At 67.9% G+C, this 23,799-nt stretch carries 18 protein-coding genes; 7 read left to right on the top strand and 11 right to left on the bottom strand.

The window, feature by feature from the left end; translation table 11 throughout:
- Position 1: 1 nt before the first annotated feature.
- From ACZ7M3_RS24050 to ACZ7M3_RS24040, 3 genes are all read right to left on the bottom strand, one after another.
- A complete protein-coding gene (locus ACZ7M3_RS24050) occupies positions 2-1,717 on the bottom strand; it encodes a protein kinase family protein (protein ID WP_472065644.1) in 1,716 nt (571 codons plus the stop codon).
- Between the two features lie 118 nt (positions 1,718-1,835).
- Positions 1,836-4,127, bottom strand: a complete 2,292-nt coding sequence (gene murJ / locus ACZ7M3_RS24045; protein ID WP_472065643.1) for a murein biosynthesis integral membrane protein MurJ — start codon at positions 4,125-4,127, stop codon at positions 1,836-1,838.
- 46 nt (positions 4,128-4,173) lie between these two features.
- Complete coding sequence (locus ACZ7M3_RS24040) at positions 4,174-6,618, bottom strand: DUF6049 family protein (protein ID WP_472065642.1); 2,445 nt, start codon at positions 6,616-6,618, stop codon at positions 4,174-4,176.
- Between the two features lie 221 nt (positions 6,619-6,839).
- On the opposite strand from ACZ7M3_RS24040, the gene ACZ7M3_RS24035 reads away from it, so the two are divergent.
- On the top strand, positions 6,840-8,306 hold the full coding sequence (locus ACZ7M3_RS24035; protein WP_472065641.1) for a CCA tRNA nucleotidyltransferase: 1,467 nt from the start codon (positions 6,840-6,842) through the stop codon (positions 8,304-8,306).
- Positions 8,307-8,435: 129 nt separating this feature from the next.
- Here the strand turns inward: ACZ7M3_RS24035 and ACZ7M3_RS24030 are convergent, their stop codons facing one another.
- The 4 genes from ACZ7M3_RS24030 to ACZ7M3_RS24015 all read right to left on the bottom strand — a co-directional run bounded on the left by ACZ7M3_RS24030 (position 8,436) and on the right by ACZ7M3_RS24015 (position 12,288).
- The gene (locus ACZ7M3_RS24030; RefSeq protein ID WP_472065640.1) at positions 8,436-8,930 is read right to left on the bottom strand and encodes an LppU/SCO3897 family protein; all 495 of its coding nucleotides are present in this window, start codon (positions 8,928-8,930) and stop codon (positions 8,436-8,438) included.
- Positions 8,931-9,042: 112 nt separating this feature from the next.
- Positions 9,043-10,305, bottom strand: coding sequence for an MFS transporter (locus ACZ7M3_RS24025; RefSeq protein ID WP_472065639.1), 1,263 nt, complete (start codon positions 10,303-10,305; stop codon positions 9,043-9,045).
- A gap of 124 nt (positions 10,306-10,429) precedes the next feature.
- Complete coding sequence (locus ACZ7M3_RS24020; RefSeq protein ID WP_067376714.1) at positions 10,430-11,512, bottom strand: inositol-3-phosphate synthase; 1,083 nt, start codon at positions 11,510-11,512, stop codon at positions 10,430-10,432.
- 44 nt (positions 11,513-11,556) lie between these two features.
- Positions 11,557-12,288: a PadR family transcriptional regulator gene (locus ACZ7M3_RS24015; protein WP_095853701.1), complete on the bottom strand. Its 732-nt coding sequence runs from the start codon at positions 12,286-12,288 to the stop codon at positions 11,557-11,559.
- A 374-nt stretch (positions 12,289-12,662) separates the two neighbouring features.
- On the opposite strand from ACZ7M3_RS24015, the gene ACZ7M3_RS24010 reads away from it, so the two are divergent.
- Both ACZ7M3_RS24010 and ACZ7M3_RS24005 read left to right on the top strand, forming a co-directional pair.
- Positions 12,663-15,278 (top strand): transglycosylase domain-containing protein, encoded by a 2,616-nt coding sequence (locus ACZ7M3_RS24010; protein WP_472065638.1) that lies wholly within the window; start codon positions 12,663-12,665, stop codon positions 15,276-15,278.
- Positions 15,279-15,384: 106 nt separating this feature from the next.
- Complete coding sequence (locus ACZ7M3_RS24005; RefSeq protein WP_472065637.1) at positions 15,385-16,896, top strand: glycosyltransferase family 87 protein; 1,512 nt, start codon at positions 15,385-15,387, stop codon at positions 16,894-16,896.
- Between the two features lie 114 nt (positions 16,897-17,010).
- Here the strand turns inward: ACZ7M3_RS24005 and ACZ7M3_RS24000 are convergent, their stop codons facing one another.
- The 3 genes from ACZ7M3_RS24000 to ACZ7M3_RS23990 form a co-directional block, all read right to left on the bottom strand.
- Positions 17,011-18,042, bottom strand: coding sequence for an alanine racemase (locus ACZ7M3_RS24000; protein WP_054236450.1), 1,032 nt, complete (start codon positions 18,040-18,042; stop codon positions 17,011-17,013).
- 147 nt (positions 18,043-18,189) lie between these two features.
- A complete protein-coding gene (femX, locus tag ACZ7M3_RS23995) occupies positions 18,190-19,311 on the bottom strand; it encodes a peptidoglycan bridge formation glycyltransferase FemX (protein ID WP_060901662.1) in 1,122 nt (373 codons plus the stop codon).
- Positions 19,312-19,523: 212 nt separating this feature from the next.
- Entirely contained in the window at positions 19,524-19,835 is a 312-nt protein-coding gene (locus tag ACZ7M3_RS23990; protein WP_472065636.1) for a hypothetical protein, read from the bottom strand.
- A 312-nt stretch (positions 19,836-20,147) separates the two neighbouring features.
- Here ACZ7M3_RS23990 and rpsF point away from each other — a divergent pair, with 312 nt between their 5' ends.
- The 4 genes from rpsF to rplI all read left to right on the top strand — a co-directional run bounded on the left by rpsF (position 20,148) and on the right by rplI (position 21,874).
- Complete coding sequence (rpsF, locus tag ACZ7M3_RS23985) at positions 20,148-20,438, top strand: 30S ribosomal protein S6 (RefSeq protein ID WP_005482942.1); 291 nt, start codon at positions 20,148-20,150, stop codon at positions 20,436-20,438.
- A gap of 77 nt (positions 20,439-20,515) precedes the next feature.
- Complete coding sequence (locus ACZ7M3_RS23980) at positions 20,516-21,115, top strand: single-stranded DNA-binding protein (protein ID WP_097225374.1); 600 nt, start codon at positions 20,516-20,518, stop codon at positions 21,113-21,115.
- A 57-nt stretch (positions 21,116-21,172) separates the two neighbouring features.
- A complete protein-coding gene (gene rpsR / locus ACZ7M3_RS23975) occupies positions 21,173-21,409 on the top strand; it encodes a 30S ribosomal protein S18 (RefSeq protein WP_003949403.1) in 237 nt (78 codons plus the stop codon).
- Between the two features lie 18 nt (positions 21,410-21,427).
- Entirely contained in the window at positions 21,428-21,874 is a 447-nt protein-coding gene (gene rplI, locus ACZ7M3_RS23970) for a 50S ribosomal protein L9 (protein WP_054236454.1), read from the top strand.
- Positions 21,875-22,119: 245 nt separating this feature from the next.
- On the opposite strand, the gene ACZ7M3_RS23965 is transcribed toward rplI, so the two are convergent.
- Positions 22,120-23,457, bottom strand: coding sequence for an MATE family efflux transporter (locus ACZ7M3_RS23965; protein WP_472065635.1), 1,338 nt, complete (start codon positions 23,455-23,457; stop codon positions 22,120-22,122).
- Between the last annotated feature and the right edge of the window lie 342 nt (positions 23,458-23,799).

The raw sequence follows: 23,799 nt of genomic DNA, 5'->3' as shown, positions 1-23,799 counted from the left end.
GTCAGCCGTTGAACTTCACGTCCGTGATGGCTTGCTTGTAGCCGGCGCCGCTGTACTGATCACCGGATGCGTAGGGCATCGCCGTGATCCAGAGCAGCACGTACTGAGTCTTCGCCTTCTGGTTGACCGTGATCTTCGCGCTGGTGCCGCTCGTCGTGATGGTCCCGATCTTCGTCATCGAATCCACCGACGTCGAGGAATCCATCGAGTCCGTCCCATAGAGGGTGATCGTCGTGTGATCACCGGGGTACCGGAGCCCTATCGAAGCCGCCGTGACGGTCTGCTGCGAACCGAGGTCGTAGACGATGCCAACGCCGGGCTTGAAGGCCGGCTTCATCTCCGGACCGTCCACGAAGCTCTTGCTCCGCCAGTACGTCGAGCTGTCGCCGTCGTACGTCTTGCCCACGTCCCCGGGCGCCTGGGCGTCACCCTTCGCGACGTACTCCCGCGCATCCTTGATGGCGATCGGCTTGACCGGCTTGGTCTTGTCGGTGCCCTTGCCGTTGCCGTCCGTCGTCTTGGGCTTCTGTGTGTCGTCGGACTTTTTGTGGTCCATCAGGGCATCCGCGAGCTGCCAGCTGCCGAGGCCCAAGGCGGCGATCAGGAGGGCCGACACGGCCCACTTGAGGGCCTTGCCGGTGCGGCTCTGCAGCGGGGGCGGCGGGGCCGCTACGGGCTGCGTGGCGCCCATGTGGGGCGCGGGGCGGCCGTAGCCCTGCTGGTACGAGGTGCGCTGGTACTCCGGCGGGGCCGTGAACGTGGGCTCCGGCGGGCGGATGCGGGGCATCTCGGCGATCGCCTTCACCAGTTCCTCCGGCGTGGTGCACGGAGTCTCGTGGCGGGAGGCGGTCGCGCCGTCGTTGGCGAGCGCACGCATGGCGAGCTCCGACAGGCCGCGGTGGACACCGGCACGTACCTGGTCGGGGGCGATCAGGCCGACCCCCTTGGGCAGCCCGGACAGACCGTAGGCGTCGTTGTCGTAGGGCCAGCGCTGGGTGAGCGCGGCGTACAGGAGCGCCCCGATCGCCTCCGTGTCGGTGCGCTGCGGGGTGTCCGAGCTGATGCCGCGCAGCGCGGCGTTCACGGCGAGCCCACGGATGCGCCACTGGCCGGTCGAGGTGCGCAGCACGGCGCTGGGCGTCAGCCGCAGATGCGCGAGGCCCTCACGGTGCGCGGCGGCCATGGCCTGGGAGACCTGGCTAACCATCTGGTAGGCCTCGTGCACCTCCAGCGGGCCGGAGGCCAGCAGCGCGGTCAGCTCCGTGGCGTCCGGCAGCCACTCGTGCACCACATAGACGAGGTCGTTCTCCTCGACCGCGTCCAGGACCTGGACGAACCGGGGATCGCCCAGCAGGGCCGAGGAACGGGCCGCCGCCAGTACGGAGCGGGCCCGTGAATGGTCGGCGGGCAGGAGATGCACACCGACGGCGCGGCGGAGTTTCTCGTCCACCGCACGCCAACTGCTGAAGCCGTCCACACGGGTGACGCACTCCTCGAGGCGGTAGCGCCTGGCGAGTTTGTGTCCGCTGTGCAGTTCGGGCGGTGAGGCCTTTCCGGGACTCTCGGTCCCGCCGCTCCCCTGTGCCTCTTCGCTGTCCGTCTCCCGCTCCCGGTTCTGGGCCACCCCGTCGGACGTGGACTGGTCCGCCTTGGCGGTCAGCGGCTCGTCGCCGCTGTTGTCTGCCACGTCGACGGCAGCCGTGCTCCGTTCCGCCACCGTCGTTCCCGCCTCCCCATTCGTTGCGCGCTGTCCGACGCAGAAACCAATTGTGCCCACAGTCCGGCGCTATGCACGACACACGGCGACGGACGATGGTTGTGCGCGTACCCCCGCCTCAGCGCCCCAGGCGCCCGCGGACCATTCCGACCATTGAGTTGAGTTCTTCGATGCGCATCTTCCGCGCGGCGACGTAGAAGACGCCGAGCAGGGCGATGCCGCCCGCGAGGAGGGCTGCCAGGGAGCCCCCGACGCCCTGTCCGAGGGTGTGGCCGATGCCGTAGCAGGCCGCGCCGCTCAGCAGGGCCGCGGGCACCGAGGCGATGCCGAGACGGGCGTACGTCCGCAGGACGCGGGTGCCGTCCAGGTCACCGCCGAGCCGCTTGCGCAGCCTGCTCCAGGCCACACCGACGCCGATCGCGTAGGCGACACCGTAGGAGGCGGCCATGCCGACCACCGCCCAGCGGGCCGGAAGCACGAAGTAGCACGCGGCGGAGGCCACGGCGTTGACGGCGGCGACGATGACCGTGTTGTAGAACGGGGTGCGCGTGTCCTCGTACGCGTAGAAGGCACGCAGGACGACGTACTGCACGGAGTACGGGATCAGGCCGAGGCCGAAGGCCATGAGCATGAAGCCCATGTTGGTGGCTTCGCTGGTGCCCGAGGAACCGAAGATCAGGGTGCACATCGGGATGCCGAGGGCGACGAAGCCGAAGGCGATCGGCACGATGGCCACGGCAGTCGTGCGCAGTCCCTGAGAGATGTCGTCCCGGACGGCTCCGCCGTCTCCCTCATGGGCCGAACGGGCGATGCGCGGCAGCAGCGCCGCCATCAACGAGACCGTGATGATGGCCTGCGGCAGGCCCCACACGAGCTGGGCGTTGGCGTAGGCGGAGAAGCCGACACCCTTGACCTTGCTGTCATTGGTGGCGGCGGTGGCCAGCTGGGTGACGACGAGGGCGCCGGCCTGGTTCGCGAGGACGAAGAGCACGGTCCACTTGGCGAGCATCGCGGCCTTGCCGAGGCCGTGGCCCTTCCAGTCGAAGCGCAGCCGCATCCGGAATCCGGTCTCGCGCAGATACGGAATCATCGCGAGGGCCTGCACGACGAGGCCGAGGAGGACGCCGACGCCGAGGAGCCGCTGCCCGTCCGGCGGGATGTTCGTGACCTCCATGCCGGAGTTCGCCGCGGTGCCGTACACCCAGATGAACATGCCGAGCGTCACGATGATGACGATGTTGTTCAGGACCGGGGTCCACATCATCGCGCCGAATTTCCCGCGCGCGTTGAGGATCTGGCCCATCACCACGTGGATGCCCATGAAGAAGATCGTGGGCAGGAAGTAGCGGGTGAAGGTGACGGCGACCTCGTTGGCCGCGGGGTTGTCCGCGACCGACGTCGACAGCATCCGGACGAGCAGCGGGGCGGCGAAGACCGCGAGTGCGGTGAGTAGGCCGAGCGCCACCATGACGAGGGTCAGCAGCCGGTTGGCGAAGGCCTCGCCGCCGTCCTCGTCGTCCTTCATGGCGCGTACCAGCTGTGGCACGAAGACCGAGTTGAGGCCGCCGCCCACGGTGAGGATGTAGATCATCGTCGGCAGCTGGTAGGCGACCTGGAAGGAGTCGCCCAGGAAGCCGATCCCCAGGGCAGAGACGATCAGCGCGGAGCGGATGAAGCCGGTGAGCCGGGACACCAGCGTGCCCGCCGCCATCACCGCGCTCGACTTCAGCAGGCCCGACGCGCGTCCGCCGGGCTTCTTCGCGGTGGGCGCCGGTTCGGGCGCGGGGGTCTGCGGGGCGGCCGGAGTCGGCTCGTGGGCCGGCGACGGTACGCCGGGCGGGGCGACGGACGTACGGGTGCCTGCCTGGCCCTGGTCGCGGAAAAGGTGGGCGAAGGCGTCCGGCTCGTGTTGCTGCTCGCCGGCCTGGGTCACGAGGTCGTCCACGCCGACGAACTGGGTCGTGCGGGCGTCCTCGCCGTAGGGCAGGTGCCGCGTCGGGCCCGCGGGCTCCGGCGGGGGCGTCTGGGCCCACACACGGGGGTCGGGGGTGTACTGCGAGGTGGGCGGCTGGGCGTAGAGCGGCTGCTGCGGGTAGTAGGAGCCCGGGGGCGGTGGGGGGTGCGCCGCACGGTCGTAGAGCGCCTCGGTCACCGGATCCTGGGCGGCGAGGTCCTGCGCCCGGTACGGGTCCTGGGTGTAGGCGTCCTGGAAGTACATGTCCTGGTACTGCCCCTGCGGCTGCTGCGCGGGGTCGGCCGGTGGCCCCTCCGGGTACCCCTCGGGGTAGCCAGTGTTGGCCATGCCCTGGTCCGGGTAGCCCGAGCCGCCCGCGGCCTGGTCCGGGTAGCCCTCGGGGTAGCCCGAGTTGCCCGCGCCCTGGCCGCGGTCACCGTCGTACGGCGCGTTCATGGTTACCCCACCTCATCGTCCCCGGGCCCACCGGCCACGACATCGCTCAACGGTCCACTCTCTCACCCGTGCCGGACGGGTCGGTGCTTTCCGGTGCGGTGTCCGGTGTCGGGTCACTCGGGTGCTCCGGGTCGTCTGCCCCGGACTCCGTCGTGGACTCCCCGTCGGGACCGTCCTTGGAGCGCTCGGTGTCCTCAGTAGTGTCTACGGTGCCCTCGGCGTCCGCGTTCACGCCGTTCAGAGCCTCGGCCCCGCCCTCGGTGTCGGGGGTGTTCTCCTGCTCCTCCTCGGCCTGGCGGGCCGCCGCGCGCTTGCGCTGGGTGTACATCCGGAATCCGGCGAGCACGAGCAGCAGGACGCCACCGCCGATCACCAGCATCACCGTGGGAGTGATCTCGGTGACCTTCACTTCGAACTTGACGGGGGGACCGTACGCCTGGCCGTCGTCCGTGAACAACTGCGCGACGACCGTCACCGGACCGTTGGCCTGGGCGGAGGTGGTGAACTTCACCGACTGGCTGTGCTCGCCCGCGACCTGGATCGGCCGCTCGTCGAAGGCGTCGTTGCCGATCTTGAGTCGGGTCGGCTGCAGTGAGGTGAGACGCAGCACCAGGTGGTGGACGCCCTGCACGAGGTTGTTCTGCACCGTCACGGGGATCGTGGCACTGCGGCCCGAGAGCTTCGCGTCGGACTTGTCGATCAGCCTGACGAGACCGGTGAGGTCGTCGAGGTACGACTCGACGCCGTTGCGGAAGGTCCGGGCCTGGTCGGCACGGGCGCGCCAGGACGTGGACATCCCTCGGTCTATGGCCCGACCGAAGGGAGTGACCACGCGGGACTTGTCGGTGAGGATGACCTTGAAGTTGTCGAGCGTGCTCTGTGTGCGCTGGATCTGCTCGAAGGCCGACCGCGGCAGCTCCTGCTTGCGCAGCGAGGAAGGGTACGAGGACGCCGAGGGCACCTTCGTCGTGGCGCTCGGGTCCGGCTTGGCCTTGGCGGCCGCGGAGAGGCTCTGGGAGTCGGACCAGTTCCCGTCCTGGAGGGCCCTCGCCGCCGTCGCCATGGTCTGGGCCTGGCTCACGGAGGGCATGCGCTGCGGGGCGACGACGATGCTCCGCTGCTTGCTCGGCTCCTGCAGATCGACCATCAGGCTCTGGGCCAGGAATTCCTGCACGGCGAGGGTCGAGTTGTCGGCCTTCGCCATGTCGCCCTCGAACGCGGTCGACAGCCTGGAGTCCGCGACCACCGCCGTCGTGCCGCCCCCGATGGGGCGGGCGGCGGTGGGCGTGTAGGTGAGCCCGCCGGTCTCGCGCAGGCTGTCGCTGCGGGCGATCACCTTGTCGGCGCCGGCGGAGGTGGCGACCTTGACGATCGACGGATCTACCGCGCCCTCGGCGGGCCAGGCGAAGTCCGTGTTCGGCTTCACATGGAGGATCGTCTGCACCGTGCTGGAGGCCACGTCCGTGGCGTCCTTGAGGTGGCTGAGGGAGCCCGTGACGTCCTTGCCGTTGTGCGCCAGCGACGCGAGGTCGGGGTCGGCGAAGGGGAGAGCGACGACTTCCCCTTCCTTGTCCGCGACGGTCTTCTCGAGCTTGTCGAGCCACGCCTTGGCGACAGCTTGGTTCTTGCCCGCCGTCGTGGTGTCGCCGTTCTTGATCTGGTAGTTACGCGTCATGGCGTCGACGGAGGCCAGCAGATCCGGGTCGAGGACCCAGGTGACGTCGAGGTCGCTGCCCAGCGACAGGAGCTGGTCCAGGCGGCCGCCGGGGGAGATCTCCTTGGCCAGGTCGTCGTTCTGGAAGACAGGCGTCTGCTGCGCGTCGGAGCCGGTCTCCGCCCGCAGGTGGACCGTCGAGATCAGCGGCCAGAGATACGTCGTCTTCGTCTTCGTGTCGGCGCCGGTGGGCTGCCAGGGCAGGAACGTCCGCTTGATGCCGAGCACCTGGTCCCACGGCTGCGCGGCGGTCTGGCCGGTGAGGGAGACGCCGAGCTGGTACACCCCGTCGGAGTCGAGGTTCAGGTCCTTGACGGGCACCGAGATGCTGAAGTGCTGCGAGACGCCCGCGGCGAGCTTGGAGAACTTCTCGACGTACTTGCCGCCGACCTCCAGGGGGTCAGGCCCCAGCTGGAACCCGGTGCGCTTCTCCGCGTCGTCAATGGCGACCCGGCCCTGGAGGGTCGGGCCCACCCGCAGGCCCACGTGCGCGCCCGTGACGGTCTGCTTGCCCTTGTTGGTGACCGAGCCGGAGACGGTGATCGTGTCGCCCTCCGTGGGCGCGCTGGGGGTCAGCGAGTCCAGGGAGATGTCCACCGTGCCGGACCCGGTGGCGTCGGCCACAGCGGCCGTCTGAGCGGCGTGTGCGGCCGGGGAGGAGGGCAGCTGGAGCACGCCGGCCAGCAGGGGCGCACCGGCCAGCAGTGTGCCGGTGCGCCGCAGCCACCGGCGGGCAGGTGAGGGACTCATCCCCTGGAAGTCTGCCGCCTCGGCCACGCGCTCGTCCGTCCCTCGTCATCGTCAGTGGTCGTCGGAATGTGCGTCCACGCATGGTAACGATGTGCGCTGAGGGTAAGTGCCGCGGACCGCTTCACAAGATCAGTAGACAGGGTCGAGTGTCCTGTATGCGTAAGTATTGATCCCCGATGAGAAGGGGATGGCTGTGCACGTTTTATGGAGGCGCCCGCGAGTGCCTCGGCCACGTACCCTTTTCTGTTGTGCCGAACGCCAACGAAGACAATCCCAGTGCCCTGAGTCAGGTGCAGCGCCGCGCGGTGAGTGAACTGCTGCGGGTGTCCCCTGTCGCCGACGACCTCGCCCGCCGTTTCCAGGAGGCGGGGTTCTCACTCGCCCTGGTCGGCGGCTCGGTCCGGGACGCGCTCCTTGGCCGGCTCGGCAATGATCTGGACTTCACGACCGACGCCCGCCCCGATGACGTACTGAAGATCGTGCGGCCCTGGGCGGACGCCGTCTGGGAAGTCGGGATCGCTTTCGGCACCGTCGGTGCGCAGAAGGACGCCCGCGTGGACGACGTGCAGCAGTCCTTCCAGATCGAGATCACGACGTACCGCTCCGAGGCGTACGACCGGACCTCGCGCAAGCCCGAGGTGTCCTACGGCGACTCGATCGAGGAAGACCTCGTGCGCCGCGACTTCACTGTGAACGCGATGGCCGTGGCGCTGCCGGAGAAGGAGTTCATCGATCCGTACGGCGGTCGGGACGACCTGTCCGCGCGGGTCCTGCGCACTCCGGGTACGCCCGAGGAGTCCTTCTCCGACGATCCGCTGCGGATGATGCGGGCCGCGCGGTTCGCCGCGCAGCTTGACTTCGAGGTGGCCCCCGACGTCATCGCCGCGATGACGGACATGGCCGGCCGCATCGAGATCGTCTCGGCGGAGCGGGTGCGGGACGAGCTGAACAAGCTGATCCTCTCCGCTCACCCGCGCAAGGGTCTGACGCTGCTCGTGGACTCCGGCCTCGCCGACCATGTGCTGCCGGAGCTTCCCGCGCTGCGACTGGAGCGTGATGAACACCACCGGCACAAGGACGTCTACGACCACACGCTGATCGTCCTGGAACAGGCCATGGCGCTCGAGGAAAATGGTCCGGATCTGACGCTCCGGATCGCCGCGCTGCTGCACGACATCGGCAAGCCGAGGACGCGGCGCTTCGAGAAGGACGGACGGGTCTCCTTCCACCACCACGAGGTGGTGGGCGCGAAGATGACCAAGAAGCGGATGACGGCGCTCAAGTACTCCAACGACCTCGTGAAGGACGTCTCGCGTCTGGTCGAACTTCATCTGCGCTTTCACGGATACGGCACCGGCGAGTGGACGGACTCCGCGGTCCGTCGCTACGTCCGTGACGCGGGTCCGCTCCTCGACCGCCTCCACAAGCTGACCCGCTCCGACTGCACCACGCGCAACAAGCGCAAGGCGACGGCGCTCTCTCAGGCGTATGACGGCCTGGAGAAGCGCATCGCCGAGCTCCAGGAGCGGGAGGAGCTGGACGCGATCCGTCCCGACCTCGACGGCAACCAGATCATGGAGATCCTGGGCATCGGCCCTGGCCCGGCGATCGGCCAGGCGTACAAGTTCATGCTGGAACTGAGGCTGGAGAACGGGCCCATGGGGCACGACGCTGCGGTGACGGCGCTCAAGGAGTGGTGGGCCGAGCAGGGCTGAGGCTCACAGAACGGGCCGCGTGGGGTCATGTTTCACGTGAAACATGACCCCACGCGGCCCGTGCCGGGAACAACAAGGGGCGGTGTTTCACGTGAAACACCGCCCCTTGGCACATTCAGATCCGCTGGGCTACTTGTTGGCCCCGAGGCACAGCGTGAAGGACTCGCCGGTTTCCTTCCACGTCAGCGTCGCCGTCGTGCCCGTGACGTTCTGGCACGTCAGTGAAGGAAGCGAGGCGCCGTCCGCCTTCTTGAGGACCTTGTGCGTGGCCTTGGAGTCGGTGCAGTCGACCTGGATGACGTCCGGGTCGTTGGCGGTCCCCTTGTTGTACAGGCAGTCGCCCACGGCCAGCTTCTTGGCGTCCTCGCTGTCGTTATTGAGCACCAAACCGCCCACGACGACGCTGAGGCCCGCAATGGCAAGGACTATGCGCAGGTACCACTTGACGCCGCGCTTCGGGCGCTGCGGTGCGACCGGAGCGTAGGGAATCGGTCCCTGCTGCGGGAAGCCCGGCTGGGCGGGCTGCTGGGGATACCCCTGCGGCGGCGGCCCGTACGGAGCCTGACCCTGGGGCGGCTGGCCCTGGGCGAACGGGTTCTGGCCCTGGGGCGGCGGAGTGGTCACTTAGGGGTCCCCCTAGAACGTAAGCGCGTGGCGTGAATAAGACGCACGTAAGTTATCGGGACCGACTGACAACGCAGTAGTCCAGAGAGGCTCTGTGGCCCTGATGTGACACTTACTGCATCTCAAAGCGGGCCATAGCAACAGCAATTGCTGCGTAGACCGCGGCCAGCGTGACGACGAGGGAAGCTGAGCGGCCGTCAGGAGGCAGCATCAGGGCGGCTACTGCGGCCGCGCCGACGAAGGCGATGTTGAACAGGACGTCGTAAACGGAGAAGATCCGGCCGCGGTAACCATCGTCGACCGAGGACTGCACGATCGTGTCGGTGGCGATCTTCGCGCCCTGTGTGGTCAGGCCGAGAACGAAGGCGGCGGCCAGCATGGGTGCTGCCTCGAAAGGGAGGCCGAGCGCCGGTTCCAGGACCGCCGCCGCGGCCGCGCACGCGGCGATCCAGCCACCGGGGCCCAGTCGTCCCACGGCCCAGGGCGTCACCACGGCCGCGACGAAGAAGCCCGCCCCGGAGATGCCCACCGCCAGGCCCAGCAGGGCGACCCCGCCGTCGGAGCCGGACGACCAGGCGTACCGGCACAGCATCAGCACCATGACGGTCAGGGCGCCGTAGCAGAAGCGCATCAGGGTCATCGACAGGAGCGCCCAGGCCGCCTCCCGCCGCGCGGGCTCGGCGAGATGGCGCACACCGGCCGCGAGACCGCGCGTGGTGCCGGTGAGCGCCGTACGCAAGCTCGGCTGCACCAACTCCTGATCGGGGCCGAGCAGTTCCGGTGCCATGCGCAGCGAGGCGAGCGCGGCGCACAGATAGAGGGCCGCACCGAGGAGGACGACCGCCGCGTCCGAGTCCGAGGCGACCAGGCGTACGACGAACGCGAGACCGCCGCCCGCGGTCGCGGCGAGTGTTCCGGCGGTGGGCGACAGGGCGTTGGCCATGACCAGCCGGTGGGAGTCGACGACACGGGGCAGGGCGGCCGAGAGGCCCGCGAGGACGAACCGGTTGACCGCGGTGACGCACAGCGCGGAGGCGTAGAAGAGCCAGTCGGGGACATGGCTCAGCATCAGCAAGGCCGTCACACAGGCCAGCGCGGTCCGCAGCAGATTGCCGTACAGGAGGACCTGGCGGCGCCGCCAGCGGTCCAGCAGGACACCCGCGAAGGGGCCGACCAGGGAGTACGGCAGGAGCAGTACCGCCATCGCGGAGGCGATAGAGGCCGCTGAGGTCTGCTTCTCCGGTGAGAAGACGACGTACGTGGCGAGCGCGACCTGGTAGACGCCGTCGGCGCCCTGGGACAGCAACCGGACACCGAGCAGGCGTCTGAAGCCTTGGAAGCGCAGGAGGACGCGCAGATCACGCACGACAGCCATGGGGCACAGCCTCACATACGAGGAGGGTCCCCGGGTCAAAGACCCAGGGACCCTCGACGGGCAGGAGCGAAAAGCCCCTCGGCGCTCCGCGCCGTGTCTCGACGGCGCGCGGAGGCCTGTCTTGCTAGCGCTCGACCTCGCCCTTGATGAACTTCTCGACGTTGGCGAAGGCCTCGTCGTCGAAGTACTGGACCGGCGGGGACTTCATGAAGTACGAGGACGCCGACAGGATCGGGCCGCCGATGCCGCGGTCCTTGGCGATCTTCGCGGCACGCAGGGCGTCGATGATGACACCCGCGGAGTTCGGGGAGTCCCAGACCTCGAGCTTGTACTCCAGGTTCAGCGGGACGTCACCGAAGGCGCGGCCCTCGAGACGGACGTACGCCCACTTGCGGTCGTCGAGCCAGGCCACGTAGTCCGAGGGACCGATGTGGACGTTCTTCTCGCCCATGTCGCGGTCGGGGATCTGCGAGGTGACGGCCTGCGTCTTCGAGATCTTCTTCGACTCGAGGCGGTCGCGCTCCAGCATGTTCTTGAAGTCCATGTTGCCGCCGACGTTGAGCTGCATGGTGCGCTCAAGACGGACACCGCGGTCCTCGAACAGCTTCGCCATCACACGGTGCGTGATCGTGGCGCCGACCTGCGACTTGATGTCGTCGCCGACGATCGGGACGCCCGCCTCGGTGAACTTGTCCGCCCACTCCTTGGTGCCGGCGATGAAGACCGGGAGGGCGTTGACGAAGGCGACCTTGGCGTCGATGGCGCACTGGGCGTAGAACTTCGCCGCGTCCTCGGAACCGACGGGCAGGTAGCAGACGAGGACGTCGACCTGCTTGTCCTTGAGGATCTGGACGATGTCGACCGGCGCCTCGGCGGACTCCTCGATGGTCATGCGGTAGTACTTGCCGAGACCGTCGAGGGTGTGGCCGCGCTGGACCGTGACGCCCTTGTTCGGGACGTCGCAGATCTTGATGGTGTTGTTCTCGCTGGCACCGATGGCGTCGGAGAGGTCGAGGCCGACCTTCTTCGCGTCGACGTCGAAGGCGGCGACGAACTCGACGTCACCGACGTGGTAGTCGCCGAACTGGACGTGCATCAGACCCGGGACCTTGGACGCCGGGTCGGCGTCCTTGTAGTACTCGACGCCCTGCACCAGCGAGGCGGCGCAGTTGCCCACGCCGACGATGGCTACGCGAACCGAACCCATTCCGGTTGCTCCCTGTGTGTACGAGGTGAAGCCCCGACTGGACCTCACGTGGTGGTGTCGTCGGACGGATCCGGCCGGGACTGGTCCCGGTGCCGGGGCAGGCCGCCCGTCTCTCCAGATGTGCTGTTCTGCTGAGCGGAGCCTTCGAAGGCGCCCGGGGAGCTGCCTTCGGGGACACCTCGTGAGGTGCCTTCGGAGGCGGAGTCCTTGACGTCCCGTCCTGCTCGCTCGCTCTCGATGAGCTCGTTCAGCCAGCGCACTTCGCGCTCCACGGACTCCATTCCGTGGCGCTGGAGCTCAAGGGTGTAGTCGTCGAGGCGCTCCCTGGTGCGTGCCAGCGAGGCACGCATCTTCTCCAGTCGCTCCTCGAGCCGACTGCGGCGGCCCTCCAGTACGCGCATGCGCACGTCGCGTGACGTCTGCCCGAAGAACGCGAAACGAGCGGCGAAGTGCTCGTCCTCGTACGCGTCGGGCCCCGTCTGCGCGAGCAGCTCCTCGAAGTGCTCTTTACCTTCAGCCGTCAACCGATAGACGATCTTGGCGCGACGCCCAGCAAGCGGGGCGGCGAGGGCGTCCTCGGTGGTGCTCCCCGATTCCTCGATCAACCAGCCGCTCGTGACCAGCGTCTTGAGGCAGGGGTAGAGCGTCCCGTAGCTGAACGCACGGAACACACCCAGTGACGTGTTGAGTCGTTTGCGCAGCTCATAGCCGTGCATCGGGGACTCGCGAAGCAGGCCGAGGACGGCGAACTCGAGGATCCCGGAACGCCGGCTCATATCGCCTCCTCACTGCCGCGGTGTCCTCGACACGTTCTTTATGCCGAGCTGATGTATCGACTCGATACATCAGCACGATAGATCGGCCGTCCGTCTGCGACAAGGGGGGTCATGGTGAACGGCGTCACATCACCGATTCATACGAAGCAAGTTGCCTGATTTGGGGTGAACTTCAGGATTAGGGGGGTTTTGACGGTGCGTAGTCTGTGCGCCATGCAAAAACACCGGGAACCGAGTGACGCCTGAGGGCGTCCTCGTCCCTGGTGCAGTACGGGTGAATGCGCAAACGACCGCATCCGTACTTCGGGGGGACCGGAAACCAGCTGCCGTTTCCAGGCGCGCACGGGTGCGCCTGCCCGAGGAGTAATCGTTCGATGAGCGAGCACCGTCGCAAACCGTCGCAGCCACAGGGCGGCGGACGTGCCGCGGCCCGACGCGGCCAGACCGGCCCGTCCTCCGGCCGCCGTGCGGCACCGCGAGGCGCCACCGGGTCCCCTGCCGACTCCTATGAGTCGGGAGGTGAGGAGGAGCGCCCCTACACCGGCCGCGCCGAGGCCCGGCGCGCAGCCCAGAGAAGCAGCGGTGGCGGCCGCCGCAGAGGCGCCGACGCCACAGGGCCCGGCGGCCGCCGCGGCGGTCCTGACGGACCCGGGCGCGCGCGGGCCTCTGGCCCTGTAAAGAAGCGTTTCATCGACTACCCGCGCGCGGGTAAGTCCGGAGCCGCGCGCTGGATGCCCTCCTGGAAGCTGGTGACGGGCACGTTCCTCACCTTCTGCGGGGGGTTGCTGGTCGCGGCAGGCATCGGGTACGCCATGGTGGGCGTCCCGAACCCGAACGACACCGCCCTGGCCCAGAACAACGTCTTCTACTGGTCCGACAACACTCAGATGGCAGCCACCGGCGGCCAGACGAACCGGCAGATCGTGGGGCCGGAGGCGATCCCGAAGGCCATGAAGAACGCGGTGGTCTCCGCCGAGAACGCGTCCTTCTACAAGGACCGGGGCGTCGATCCGAAGGGCATCGCGCGTGCCTTCGTCAACATGGCCCGGGGCGGCGAGACGCAGGGTGGCTCGACCATCACTCAGCAGTACGTGAAGAACACGTACCTGAACCAGGACCAGACCATCACGCGCAAGTTCAAAGAGCTCTTCATCTCCATCAAGGTGAACTCGAAGCTGAGCAAGGACCAGATCCTCGCTGGCTACCTGAACACCGCGTACTACGGGCGCAACGCCTACGGGATCCAGGCGGCGGCCCAGGCCTACTTCGGTGTGGACGCCGACAAGCTCAGCACCGAGCAGTGCGTCTTCCTCGCGTCCGTCCTCAAGGGTCCGAACCTGTACAACCCCGACGGGGGTGTGGGGGCGCTGGCCGATCCCGACTCCAACACCAAGCGGGTCAAGGAGCGGTGGACATGGATCCTCGACCGTGAGGTCACGGTCGGGAACATGACCCAGGCCGAGCGGACCAAGATCAAGACATTCCCCACGCTCAAGAAGGCGAATTCGACCCTGTCCGGCCAGACCGGTTACCTCGTCGACATCGCCAAGGAGTACGTGGCGAAGACGGCCGGCATCACGCCGGAGCAGTTGGAGAAGGGCGGCTACCGGATCTACACGACCTTCGACAAGAAGAAGGTCACTGAGCTGGAGAAGGCCGTCAAGGCGACGAAGAAGAGCTTCCTCGACACCAAGGCGCGGCCCAAGACCGACAAGGACGTGCAGTTCGGCGCGGCGTCGGTCGATCCGAAGACCGGCGCCATCGTGGCGCTCTACGGGGGCGACGGCTTCGACAAGGGCCACTACTCCAACAACGCCAACACGACGGGCGTGCCGGTCGGATCGACCTGGAAGCCGATCGTGCTGGCCACCGCGATGCAGTACGGAACCTACAAGACCACCCCACAGGCCCTCTCGCCGATGGCCCGCTACAACGGCGACGACCTCCTGGTGATCAAGGACCAGAACAACGACCCGATCATGGGTAACAACGGAAAGCCGTTCCGGCAGAAGAACGAGGGCACCAAGGCCTGGGGGATGGTGACGCTCAAGAAGGCCATGGAGCAGTCCATCAACTCCCCGTTCGCGCAGCTGGGCGTCGACGTCGGCCTTTCCAAGACCCGGAAGGTCGCGGAGTCCATGGGCATCCTGCCGGACTCCTTCGACCAGGGAAACCTCAACAACGTCTCCTTCTCCCTCGGCACGTCGACCCCGAGCGCCATTCGCATGGCCGACGCGTACGGCACCTTCGCCGCGTCGGGCTCGCACTACGAGCCGTACTCGGTCACCAAGGTGGTCAGGGACAGCAAGCCGCTCCCCCAGTTCAAGCCGCCCGCCGAGAAGACCGCGATGTCCGAGAACGTGGCGAACAACGTCACCGACGTCCTGCAGAACGTGGTCCAGAACGGAACCGGCAAGAAGGTCGCCGACATGGGCTTCCCCGTGGCCGGCAAGACGGGTACGACCGACAAGAACAAGTCGGCGTGGTTCGTCGGCTACACCAGGGAGCTGTCCACGGCCGTCACCCTGTTCAGGTCCGACCCGAAGACGAGCAAGCTGGAATCGATGAACGGCACCGGCGGTGTGGCGTCCGTCCACGGTGGTGACATCCCGGCCCAGGTCTGGAAGGACTACATGGCCGTGGCCCTGAAGAACTCCAAGCACGAGGAGTTCCCGCCGGCCGAACCGCTGGGCGAGATCCTCAACGCCAGCCCCAGCCCGAGCCCGACCCCGTCGACCACGCCGTCACCGACGGCGAGTCCGACGCCGAGTACCTCGCCCAGCCCGTCCCTCAGCAGCTCTCCCACGGCCTCGCCGACCGACACCTGCGGCAACTTCAGCTGGAACTGTGGGAACAACGGTGGGACGGATGCGGGGGGCAGCGGCGGTCCGACCGGAAGCACGTCGCCCACGGCGACGGCGACCAATACCAGCGGGAACACCAGAGGCAATGGCAACGGCGGCATCTTCGCCGGACAGGGCGGCGGATAGATAGACGCGTGACCCGAGGAGCAGGGGCCGTCAGCTGTGGCTGACGGCCCCTGTTCTCTTACCGCCCCTGCGGCCATTCTCAGACGCGTACGGCAGGATGTGCGCCATGCCCAGTGCAGAGACGACGCGAACGAGCGTGCGCGAGCCGGAGCCGGTGCGGCCGACCAAGGACGATGCGGTCGCCGCGGCCGGAAGTGAGCTGATCGGCGGCCCCATCGGACGGAGAGCGCTGCTGGGGGCGTCCTGGTGGACCCCGGTACGGGTGATCGCGCTCGTCGCGATCGGCATGTTCGCCCTCGGTATGGTGCAGAAACTGCCCTGCTACGACAGTGGCTGGTTCTTCGGGGCCAGCACGCAGTACACGCACGCGTGCTACTCGGACATCCCGCACCTCTACCAGGGACGCGGTTTCGCCGACGGGCTCGTGCCGTACTTCGACAAGCTCCCCGGCGACATGGACTACCTCGAGTACCCGGTCCTGACCGGTCTGTTCATGGAGGTCGCGGCCTGGCTCACGCCGGGCGGCGGCAGCATCCAGCACCAGGAGCAGATCTACTGGATGGTCAACGCCGGGATGCTCATGGTGTGCGCGGCGGTCATCGCCGTATGCACCGCGCGCACCCACCGCCTGCGCCCCTGGGACGGCCTCCTGGTCGCCCTCGCGCCCGCCTTCGCGCTCACGGCCACCATCAACTGGGACCTCCTCGCGGTGGCCCTGCTGGCCGCCGCGATGCTCATGTGGTCGCGTGGCCGCTCCCTCGCCTTCGGCGTCCTGCTCGGGCTCGCCACGGCCGCCAAGTTCTACCCGTTCCTGCTCATGGGACCGCTGCTCGTGCTGTGCTGGCGGGCGGGCAAGTGGCGGGAGTTCGGGAACGCGCTCATGGGCGCGGTCGGAGCCTGGCTCGTGGTGAACCTTCCCGTGATGTACCTCGCGCCGGAAGGCTGGGCGAAGTTCTACAGCTTCAGCCAGACCAGGGGGATCGACTTCGGTTCGGTCTTTCTGTTCATCTCCACCTGGTGGAAGATCCCGATCAGCTACCAGACGGCGAACGCGTGGGCGCTGGTCCTGATGGTGCTCGTCTGCGTGGCCATGGCCGCGCTCGCGCTCACCGCCCCGCGCCGCCCCCGCTTCGCCCAGCTGGCCTTCCTGATCGTCGCGGCCTTCATCCTCACCAACAAGGTCTACTCCCCCCAGTACGTGCTGTGGCTGATCCCCCTGGCCGCGCTGGCCCGGCCGAAGTGGCGGGACTTCCTGATCTGGCAGGCGTGCGAGGTCGCGTACTTCCTGGGGATCTGGATGTACCTCGCGTACACGACCAGCGGGGAGGCCCACAAGGGCCTCTCCTCCCACGGGTACCAGTTCGCGATCGCCGCCCACCTCCTGGGCACGCTGTACCTGTGCGCCGTGGTCGTACGCGACATCCTCATGCCGGAGCGGGACGTCGTGCGCAGGGCGGGCGAGGACGATCCCTCAGGAGGCGTCCTGGACGGCGCGGAGGACGTCTTCGTGCTCGGCGCGGCGGCCCATCCACCGCGGCACGCGGCGCACTTCGACGGGCCCCAGGTGGAATGGGGCGGCAACGGCGGGGGGCCGGCCCGGGAGGACAGTTCGCTCTGAGCGAACAGGGCTCGGCCCGGCTCCGACGGGCAACGCGAAAGGCCGTACACGGTATGTGTGTACGGCCTTTCTGCTGCTTCCTCAGGGGCAGAGACAGGTGTCCCTGTCCCGGGATCAGCGCTCCACGATGCGGTCGAACTGCGTGGTGGTGTGCCGCAGATGGGCCACCAGCTCGTCGCCGACCCGCGGCTCCGTGGCGTCCGACGGCACGAAGAGGATCGACACCTGCATGTGCGGCGGCTCGGCGAACCAGCGCTGCTTGCCGGCCCAGACGAACGGAGAAAGGTTCCGGTTGACCGTCGCCAGGCCGGCCCGGGCGACGCCCTTGGCGCGCGGCATGACGCCGTGCAGAGCCTTGGGAGCCTCCAGGCCCACTCCGTGCGACGTACCGCCCGCCACGACGACCAGCCAGCCGTCGGAGGCCGTCTTCTGCTGCCGGTAGCCGAAACGGTCGCCCTTGGAGACACGGGTGACGTCCAGGACGGCTCCGCGGTACTCGGTCGCCTCGTGGTCCCCCAGCCACAGCCGGGTGCCGATACGGGCGCGGAAGCGGGTCTGCGGGAACTGCTGCTGCAGCCGCGCGAGCTCGTCGGCCTTGAGGTGGCTGACGAACATCGTGTGCAGCGGCAGCCGGGCCGCGCGCAGCCGGTCCATCCAGCCGATGACCTCCTCGACGGCGTCCGAGCCGTCGGTGCGGTCCAGCGGCAGGTGGATGGCGAAGCCCTCCAGCCGGACGTTCTCTATGGCGGAGTGCAGATGCGGCAGATCCTGCTCGCTGACACCGTGCCGCTTCATCGAGGACATCACCTCGATGACGACACGGGCGCCCACGAGGCCGTACACGCCGTCGATGGACGACACCGAGCGGATGACGCGGTCGGGCAGCGGTACGGGCTCCTCGCCCCGCCTGAACGGCGTCAGGACCAGCAGATCGCCGCCGAACCAGTCCTTGATCCGGGCGGCCTCGTACGTGGTGCCGACGGCCAGGATGTCCGAGCCGAGGCGGGTGGCCTCGTCGGCGAGCCGCTCGTGGCCGAAGCCGTAGCCGTTGCCCTTGCAGACGGGGACGAGCCCCGGAAACTGCTCGGACACCTGCTTGTGGTGTGCCCGCCAGCGCGCGGTGTCGACGTAGAGCGTGAGCGCCATGGCCGGTCCCGGAACCTTTCTCGTGGCTGCGGTGAATCAGAGGTAGGGAAATTGTGGCGGATCCGCCGGTCCGACGGTGCCACGCCGGGCCGGATGGGCGGCTCGGCATGCGCTCCGGGCCGGCTCAGCGGCGCGACCTGTACGGGCTCAGCGGCGCGACATGTAGATGTCGAGCGCCTTGTGGAGCAGCTTGTTGAGCGGGAAGTCCCACTCGCCGAGGTACTCGGCGGCCTGCCCGCCCGTGCCCACCTTGAACTGGATCAGACCGAAGAGGTGGTCCGTCTCGTCCAGCGAGTCGGAGATGCCGCGCAGGTCGTAGACGGTCGCACCCAGGGCGTACGAGTCGCGCAGCATCCGCCACTGCATCGCGTTCGAGGGCCGGAACTCACGCCCGATGTTGTCCGATGCGCCGTACGAGTACCAGACGTGCCCACCGACGACCAGCATCGTGGCCGCGGACAGGTTCACGCCGCCGCGCCGTGCGAAGTAGAGCCGCATCCGGTTGGGGTCCTCGGTGTTGAGGGCCGACCACATGCGCTGGAAGTACGACAGCGGGCGCGGCCGGAAGTGGTCGCGGATCGCCGTGATCTCGTACAGCCGCTGCCACTCCTCGAGGTCGTGGTAGCCGCCCTGGACGACCTCGACGCCCTCCTTCTCGGCCTTCTTGATGTTGCGCCGCCACAGCTGGTTGAAGTTCTTGTGGACCTCTTCCAGGGAGCGGTTGGCCAGCGGCACCTGGAAGACGTAGCGGGGCTGTACGTCGCCGAAGCCGGCGCCGCCGTCCTCACCCTGCTGCCAGCCCATGCGGCGCAGCTTGTCGGCGACCTCGAAGGCGCGCGGTTCGATGAAGTCCGCCTCGATGTCGCGCAGGCGCTTCACGTCCGGGTTCTGGATGCCGCCCTTGATGGACGTGGCCTCCCAGCGCCGGATGATCACCGGCGGGCCCATCTTCACGGAGAAGGCGCCCTGCTGCTTGAGGTGCGCGAGCATCGGCTGCAGCCACTCGTCGAGGTTCGGCGCGTACCAGTTGATGACCGGGCCCTCGGGGAGGTAGGCGAGGTAGCGCTTGATCTTGGGCAGCTGGCGGTACAGCACCAGCCCGGCGCCCACCATCTCGCCGGTCCGCTCGTCGAACCAGCCCAGGCTCTCGGAGCGCCACTCCGCCTTGACATCGGCCCATGCCGGAACCTGCATGTGGCTGGCCGCGGGCAGGCTCTGGATGTAGGCCAGATGCTGCTCTCGGCTGATGGTCCTCAGGGTCAGGCTCATTCGGGGCGCTCCTCGGGCTGGTGTGTCCCCATGGGTACAGGGGCTCCGGCTCTCGCGCCGAAGCCTACTGCGCCCCGGGAGCGCCCCGACTGGGCCGTACTGAACCTGCGTCCCGACCGAAGCGTGGTCAGGACGTTCTGAGGTGATGTGTCCGGCTGTATCGGCAGGCGGTGGTGTCTCCGGCCGCCCGGACGAGGTTGTGTCCGGCTGCCTCAGCCGATGATGCCGCCGAAGAGGCCGCCGTGCGCCATGCCGAGGAAGAAGCCGACGGCCGAGGCACCGAGACCCAGGATCAGGCCGAAGCGTTCCCGGGTCGTCTCCGAGATGAACTGCCCGGAGGCGCCGGTGATGATCCCGATCAGGCCTGCCCACGAGCTGATGAGGTGCAGGCTGTTGAAGGCTGCCGTGATGAGAGCGGTGACTCCGAGGATCAGAGTCACCGCGAGCAGCGTGTCTTGGAGGGGGTGGGGCTTGTTGTCCGTCGCGAACAGAGAGCCGGCAACGGTGGGTCGCGTCTGTGCCATAGGGCACCTCCTGCGGAAGGCGGCGCATCGTAGCGCCATACACACCCGATGTGTACAGATTGACGGTGACCACGGCCGGATTTCAACCGGAAGCGGGTGTGCAGGTACTCTGTACCCTCTGCACCGGTGTCTGCCCAAGCCATGGCCAGGTCACGACAAGGATTCCCCTTCGGTTCACCGATCACTCGGTACATCGACGGAGTCCTCTTGTCAGTGGCGTTGTCAGTGGCGGCGGATACCGTTGCGAACGCATCACAACCCTCCTGCCACGGAACCGCCGTGGCCGTTGAGTCCAAAGGAGGTGGGTTCCACATGCGTCACTACGAGGTGATGGTCATCCTCGACCCCGATCTGGAGGAGCGCGCTGTCGCCCCCCTGATCGAGAACTTCCTCTCCGTCGTCCGTGAGGGCAACGGAAAGGTCGAGAAGGTCGACACCTGGGGCCGTCGTCGTCTCTCGTACGAGATCAAGAAGAAGCCCGAGGGCATCTACTCGGTCATCGACCTGCAGGCCGAGCCTGCGGTCGTCAAGGAGCTCGACCGCCAGATGAACCTGAACGAGTCGGTCCTCCGGACCAAGGTCCTCCGCCCCGAGACCCACTGAGCTCTGCAGCTCAGCTGATCTCGGGCATCGAGTAGCAGCACTAGCAGCCAGCAGCAAACCCGCCGAGAGGTTCCCCCATGGCAGGCGAGACCGTCATCACGGTCGTCGGCAATCTTGTCGACGACCCCGAGCTGCGCTTCACCCCTTCCGGTGCGGCGGTCGCGAAGTTCCGTGTCGCGTCCACCCCCCGCACCTTCGACCGTCAGACCAATGAGTGGAAGGACGGCGAGAGCCTGTTCCTGACCTGCTCGGTCTGGCGTCAGGCGGCGGAGAACGTCGCCGAGTCGCTCCAGCGAGGCATGCGCGTCATCGTGCAGGGCCGGCTGAAGCAGCGGTCCTACGAGGACCGTGAGGGCGTCAAGCGCACGGTCTACGAGCTGGACGTCGAGGAAGTCGGCGCCAGCCTGAAGAACGCCACGGCCAAGGTCACCAAGACCACCGGTCGAGGTGGCCAGGGCGGCTACGGCGGCGGTGGCGGCGGCGGCCAGCAGGGCGGCGGCTGGGGCGGAGGCTCCGGCGGCGGCCAGCAGGGCGGCGGCGGTGCTCCCGCGGAGGACCCCTGGGCGACCAGCGCTCCTGCCGGTGGCAACCAGGGCGGCGGCGGTGGCGGCTGGGGTGGAAACTCCGGCGGTTCCGGCGGCTCTGGCGGCGGCTACTCGGACGAGCCCCCCTTCTAGGCCCCCGGGCCGAGGGTGGGCTGTATCCCCACTTCTTGATCACACAGGAGAAACACCATGGCGAAGCCGCCTGTGCGCAAGCCTAAGAAGAAGGTCTGCGCATTCTGCAAGGACAAGGTCACGTACGTGGACTACAAGGACACGAACATGCTGCGGAAGTTCATTTCCGACCGCGGCAAGATCCGTGCCCGCCGCGTGACCGGCAACTGCACGCAGCACCAGCGTGACGTCGCCACGGCCGTGAAGAACAGCCGTGAGATGGCGCTGCTGCCCTACACCTCCACCGCGCGATAAGGGAAGGGTGACCGACTAATGAAGATCATCCTCACCCACGAGGTCTCCGGCCTCGGTGCCGCGGGCGACGTCGTCGACGTCAAGGACGGTTACGCTCGCAACTACCTGATCCCGCGGAACTTCGCGATTCGCTGGACCAAGGGTGGCGAGAAGGACGTCGAGCAGATTCGTCGTGCTCGCAAGATCCACGAGATCGCGACCATCGAGCAGGCCAACGAGATCAAGGCCCGCCTCGAAGGCGTGAAGGTCCGTCTGGCCGTCCGCTCCGGCGACGCCGGTCGTCTCTTCGGTTCCGTCACCCCGGCCGACATCGCTTCGGCGATCAAGGCTTCCGGTGGCCCCGAGGTCGACAAGCGCCGCATCGAGCTGGGCTCGCCGATCAAGACCCTGGGCGCCCACGAGACGTCCGTGCGTCTGCACCCCGAGGTTGCCGCCAAGGTCAACATCGAGGTCGTCGCGGCCTGACCGCTGCGCTCGGCATAGCCGAGAGAAGGGCCGTACCCAGCTGGGTACGGCCCTTCTTCGTTCGGCAGGAGCGAGTTTGTGAGAGCGAGTTCGTTCGGCTGCCAGCTGCTCTGTGTTTCACGTGAAACGGGTCTGAGGGCGAGGGTGACAGGGATGGCGTCGGCGACGGCCTGGACGAGGGGCAGGGCCAGGTCGGGTTGGCCGACCGGGCCGGCCGTTTCACGTGAAACGGCCAATGCGCTGGTTCAGCGCGTCGCGCCCGTGACGATCCAGCGTCCCGAGTGGGAGCGCAGCCACAGGGTCAGCATCCTCACCGTCATCATCAGCGTCATCGCTCCCCAGAGGGCGGTGAGCCCGCCCCCGAGCGTGGGCACCAGCAGTGCGACGGGAGTGAAGAGGACCAGGGTGAGCAGCATGGCCCACGCCAGGTAGGACCCGTCTCCCGCGCCCATCAGGACTCCGTCGAGGACGAAGACGAGCCCGCTGATCGGTTGCGAGACGGCCACCAGAACCAGTGCGGGAAACGCTGTGTTCTGGACGGCCGAGTCGCTGGTGAACAGGGGAAGGAAGATCGGGCGGGCGGCGATCACCAGCAGGCCGAGGACGACACCGGAAGCGATGCCCCACTGGACCATGCGGCGGCAGGCCTCGCGAGCACCCTGAGCGTCGTTCGCACCGAGATGGCGTCCGATGATGGCCTGTCCGGCGATGGCGATCGCGTCGAGCGCGAAGGCGAGCAGACTCCACAAGGACAGGATGATCTGGTGTGCGGCCATGTCGGCGTCCCCGAGCCGTGCGGCGACAGCCGTGGCGATCATGAGGATCGTCCTCAGCGAAAGCGTGCGCACGAGCAGGGGCGCACCGGCCTGAGCGCAGGCCCGTATCCCGGCGGCGTCCGGTCGCAGCGAGGCCCCGTGCTTCCGGGCTCCGCGGACGACGACGAACAGATACACCGCGGCCATCCCGAACTGGGCGATGACGGTGCCCCAGGCGGAGCCGGCGATACCCAGTCCGGCGCCGTAGACGAGGCCCGCATTGAGCGCGGCGTTGGCGACGAAGCCCCCGACGGCGACATAGAGGGGGGTCTTCGTGTCCTGCAGTCCGCGCAGGACCCCGGTGGACGCGAGCACGATGAGCATCGCGGGGATACCGAGCGAGGAGATGCGCAGATAGGTCGTCGCGTACGGGGCCGCGGTGTGCGAGGCGCCGAAGAGTTCCACGAGGGCGGGTGCCGTGGGCAGGACGGCGGCTATGACGAGCGCGCCGAGCAGCAGCGCGAGCCAGATGCCGTCCATGCCCTGGCGTATCGCGGCCCGCAGATCACCGGCGCCGACCCGTCGGGCGACGGCGGCGGTGGTGGCGTACGCGAGGAAGACGAAAACACTGACGGCGGTCGTGAGGAGGGCGGAGGCGACACCGAGGCCGGCCAGTTGCGCGGTGCCTAGGTGTCCGACGATGGCGCTGTCGGCCATCACGAACAGAGGCTCGGCGACGAGTGCGCCGAAGGCCGGAACGGCCAGCGCGACGATCTCTCGGTCGTGCCGGCGTCGGGCGGCCTCGGGTGCCGGGGGAGCCTGTGTCATGGGCACCAATCTAATCTTCCACAGGTAAGAGATGCAACGTGATAGTGACCATTACCTGTGCTCCCGTCGGGCGTGTCGCCGTGTACCGTTTGCAGCGATCTTTGTCCGACCGGGAAAGTTTTTCTTCTGCACAGCCGGTGGATGGTTAACGAGCAGGTCAGGGCGGTTTCTTTCGAGTGGTTGAGGGCTTGTTCACAGGCCTGTCCACCGGGTCGTGCACAGGTTTTGTGGAGTTCTCCACAGCATCCGGGCCGTCGTCCACATGGCCTGTGGATAACCAGATTGGCTGTCGGTGCCCGCGGGCCTAACGTGGTGCGGCGCCCGCTCTCTTTTCTGCCCTCG

The sequence above is a fragment of the Streptomyces sp. NPDC111656 genome (genome assembly GCF_055656965.1).
The sequence above is the reverse complement of the archived record's forward strand: the minus strand, read 5'-3'. Positions and strand labels throughout refer to the sequence as shown.

Coding starts and splice junctions, on each gene's coding strand:
- femX (WP_060901662.1), bottom strand. CDS start 19,311: ATGAGCCTGACCCTGAGGACCATCAGCCGAGAGCAGCATCTGGCCTAC.
- ACZ7M3_RS24000 (WP_054236450.1), bottom strand. CDS start 18,042: ATGGCGCTCACGCTCTACGTCGACACCGCGCGCTGGCGGGCACACCAC.
- ACZ7M3_RS24010 (WP_472065638.1), top strand. CDS start 12,663: ATGAGCGAGCACCGTCGCAAACCGTCGCAGCCACAGGGCGGCGGACGT.
- rpsF (WP_005482942.1), top strand. CDS start 20,148: ATGCGTCACTACGAGGTGATGGTCATCCTCGACCCCGATCTGGAGGAG.
- ACZ7M3_RS24025 (WP_472065639.1), bottom strand. CDS start 10,305: ATGGCTGTCGTGCGTGATCTGCGCGTCCTCCTGCGCTTCCAAGGCTTC.
- ACZ7M3_RS23965 (WP_472065635.1), bottom strand. CDS start 23,457: ATGACACAGGCTCCCCCGGCACCCGAGGCCGCCCGACGCCGGCACGAC.
- rplI (WP_054236454.1), top strand. CDS start 21,428: ATGAAGATCATCCTCACCCACGAGGTCTCCGGCCTCGGTGCCGCGGGC.
- rpsR (WP_003949403.1), top strand. CDS start 21,173: ATGGCGAAGCCGCCTGTGCGCAAGCCTAAGAAGAAGGTCTGCGCATTC.
- ACZ7M3_RS24020 (WP_067376714.1), bottom strand. CDS start 11,512: ATGGGTTCGGTTCGCGTAGCCATCGTCGGCGTGGGCAACTGCGCCGCC.
- ACZ7M3_RS24015 (WP_095853701.1), bottom strand. CDS start 12,288: ATGAGCCGGCGTTCCGGGATCCTCGAGTTCGCCGTCCTCGGCCTGCTT.
- ACZ7M3_RS24005 (WP_472065637.1), top strand. CDS start 15,385: ATGCCCAGTGCAGAGACGACGCGAACGAGCGTGCGCGAGCCGGAGCCG.
- ACZ7M3_RS23990 (WP_472065636.1), bottom strand. CDS start 19,835: ATGGCACAGACGCGACCCACCGTTGCCGGCTCTCTGTTCGCGACGGAC.
- murJ (WP_472065643.1), bottom strand. CDS start 4,127: ATGAACGCGCCGTACGACGGTGACCGCGGCCAGGGCGCGGGCAACTCG.
- ACZ7M3_RS23980 (WP_097225374.1), top strand. CDS start 20,516: ATGGCAGGCGAGACCGTCATCACGGTCGTCGGCAATCTTGTCGACGAC.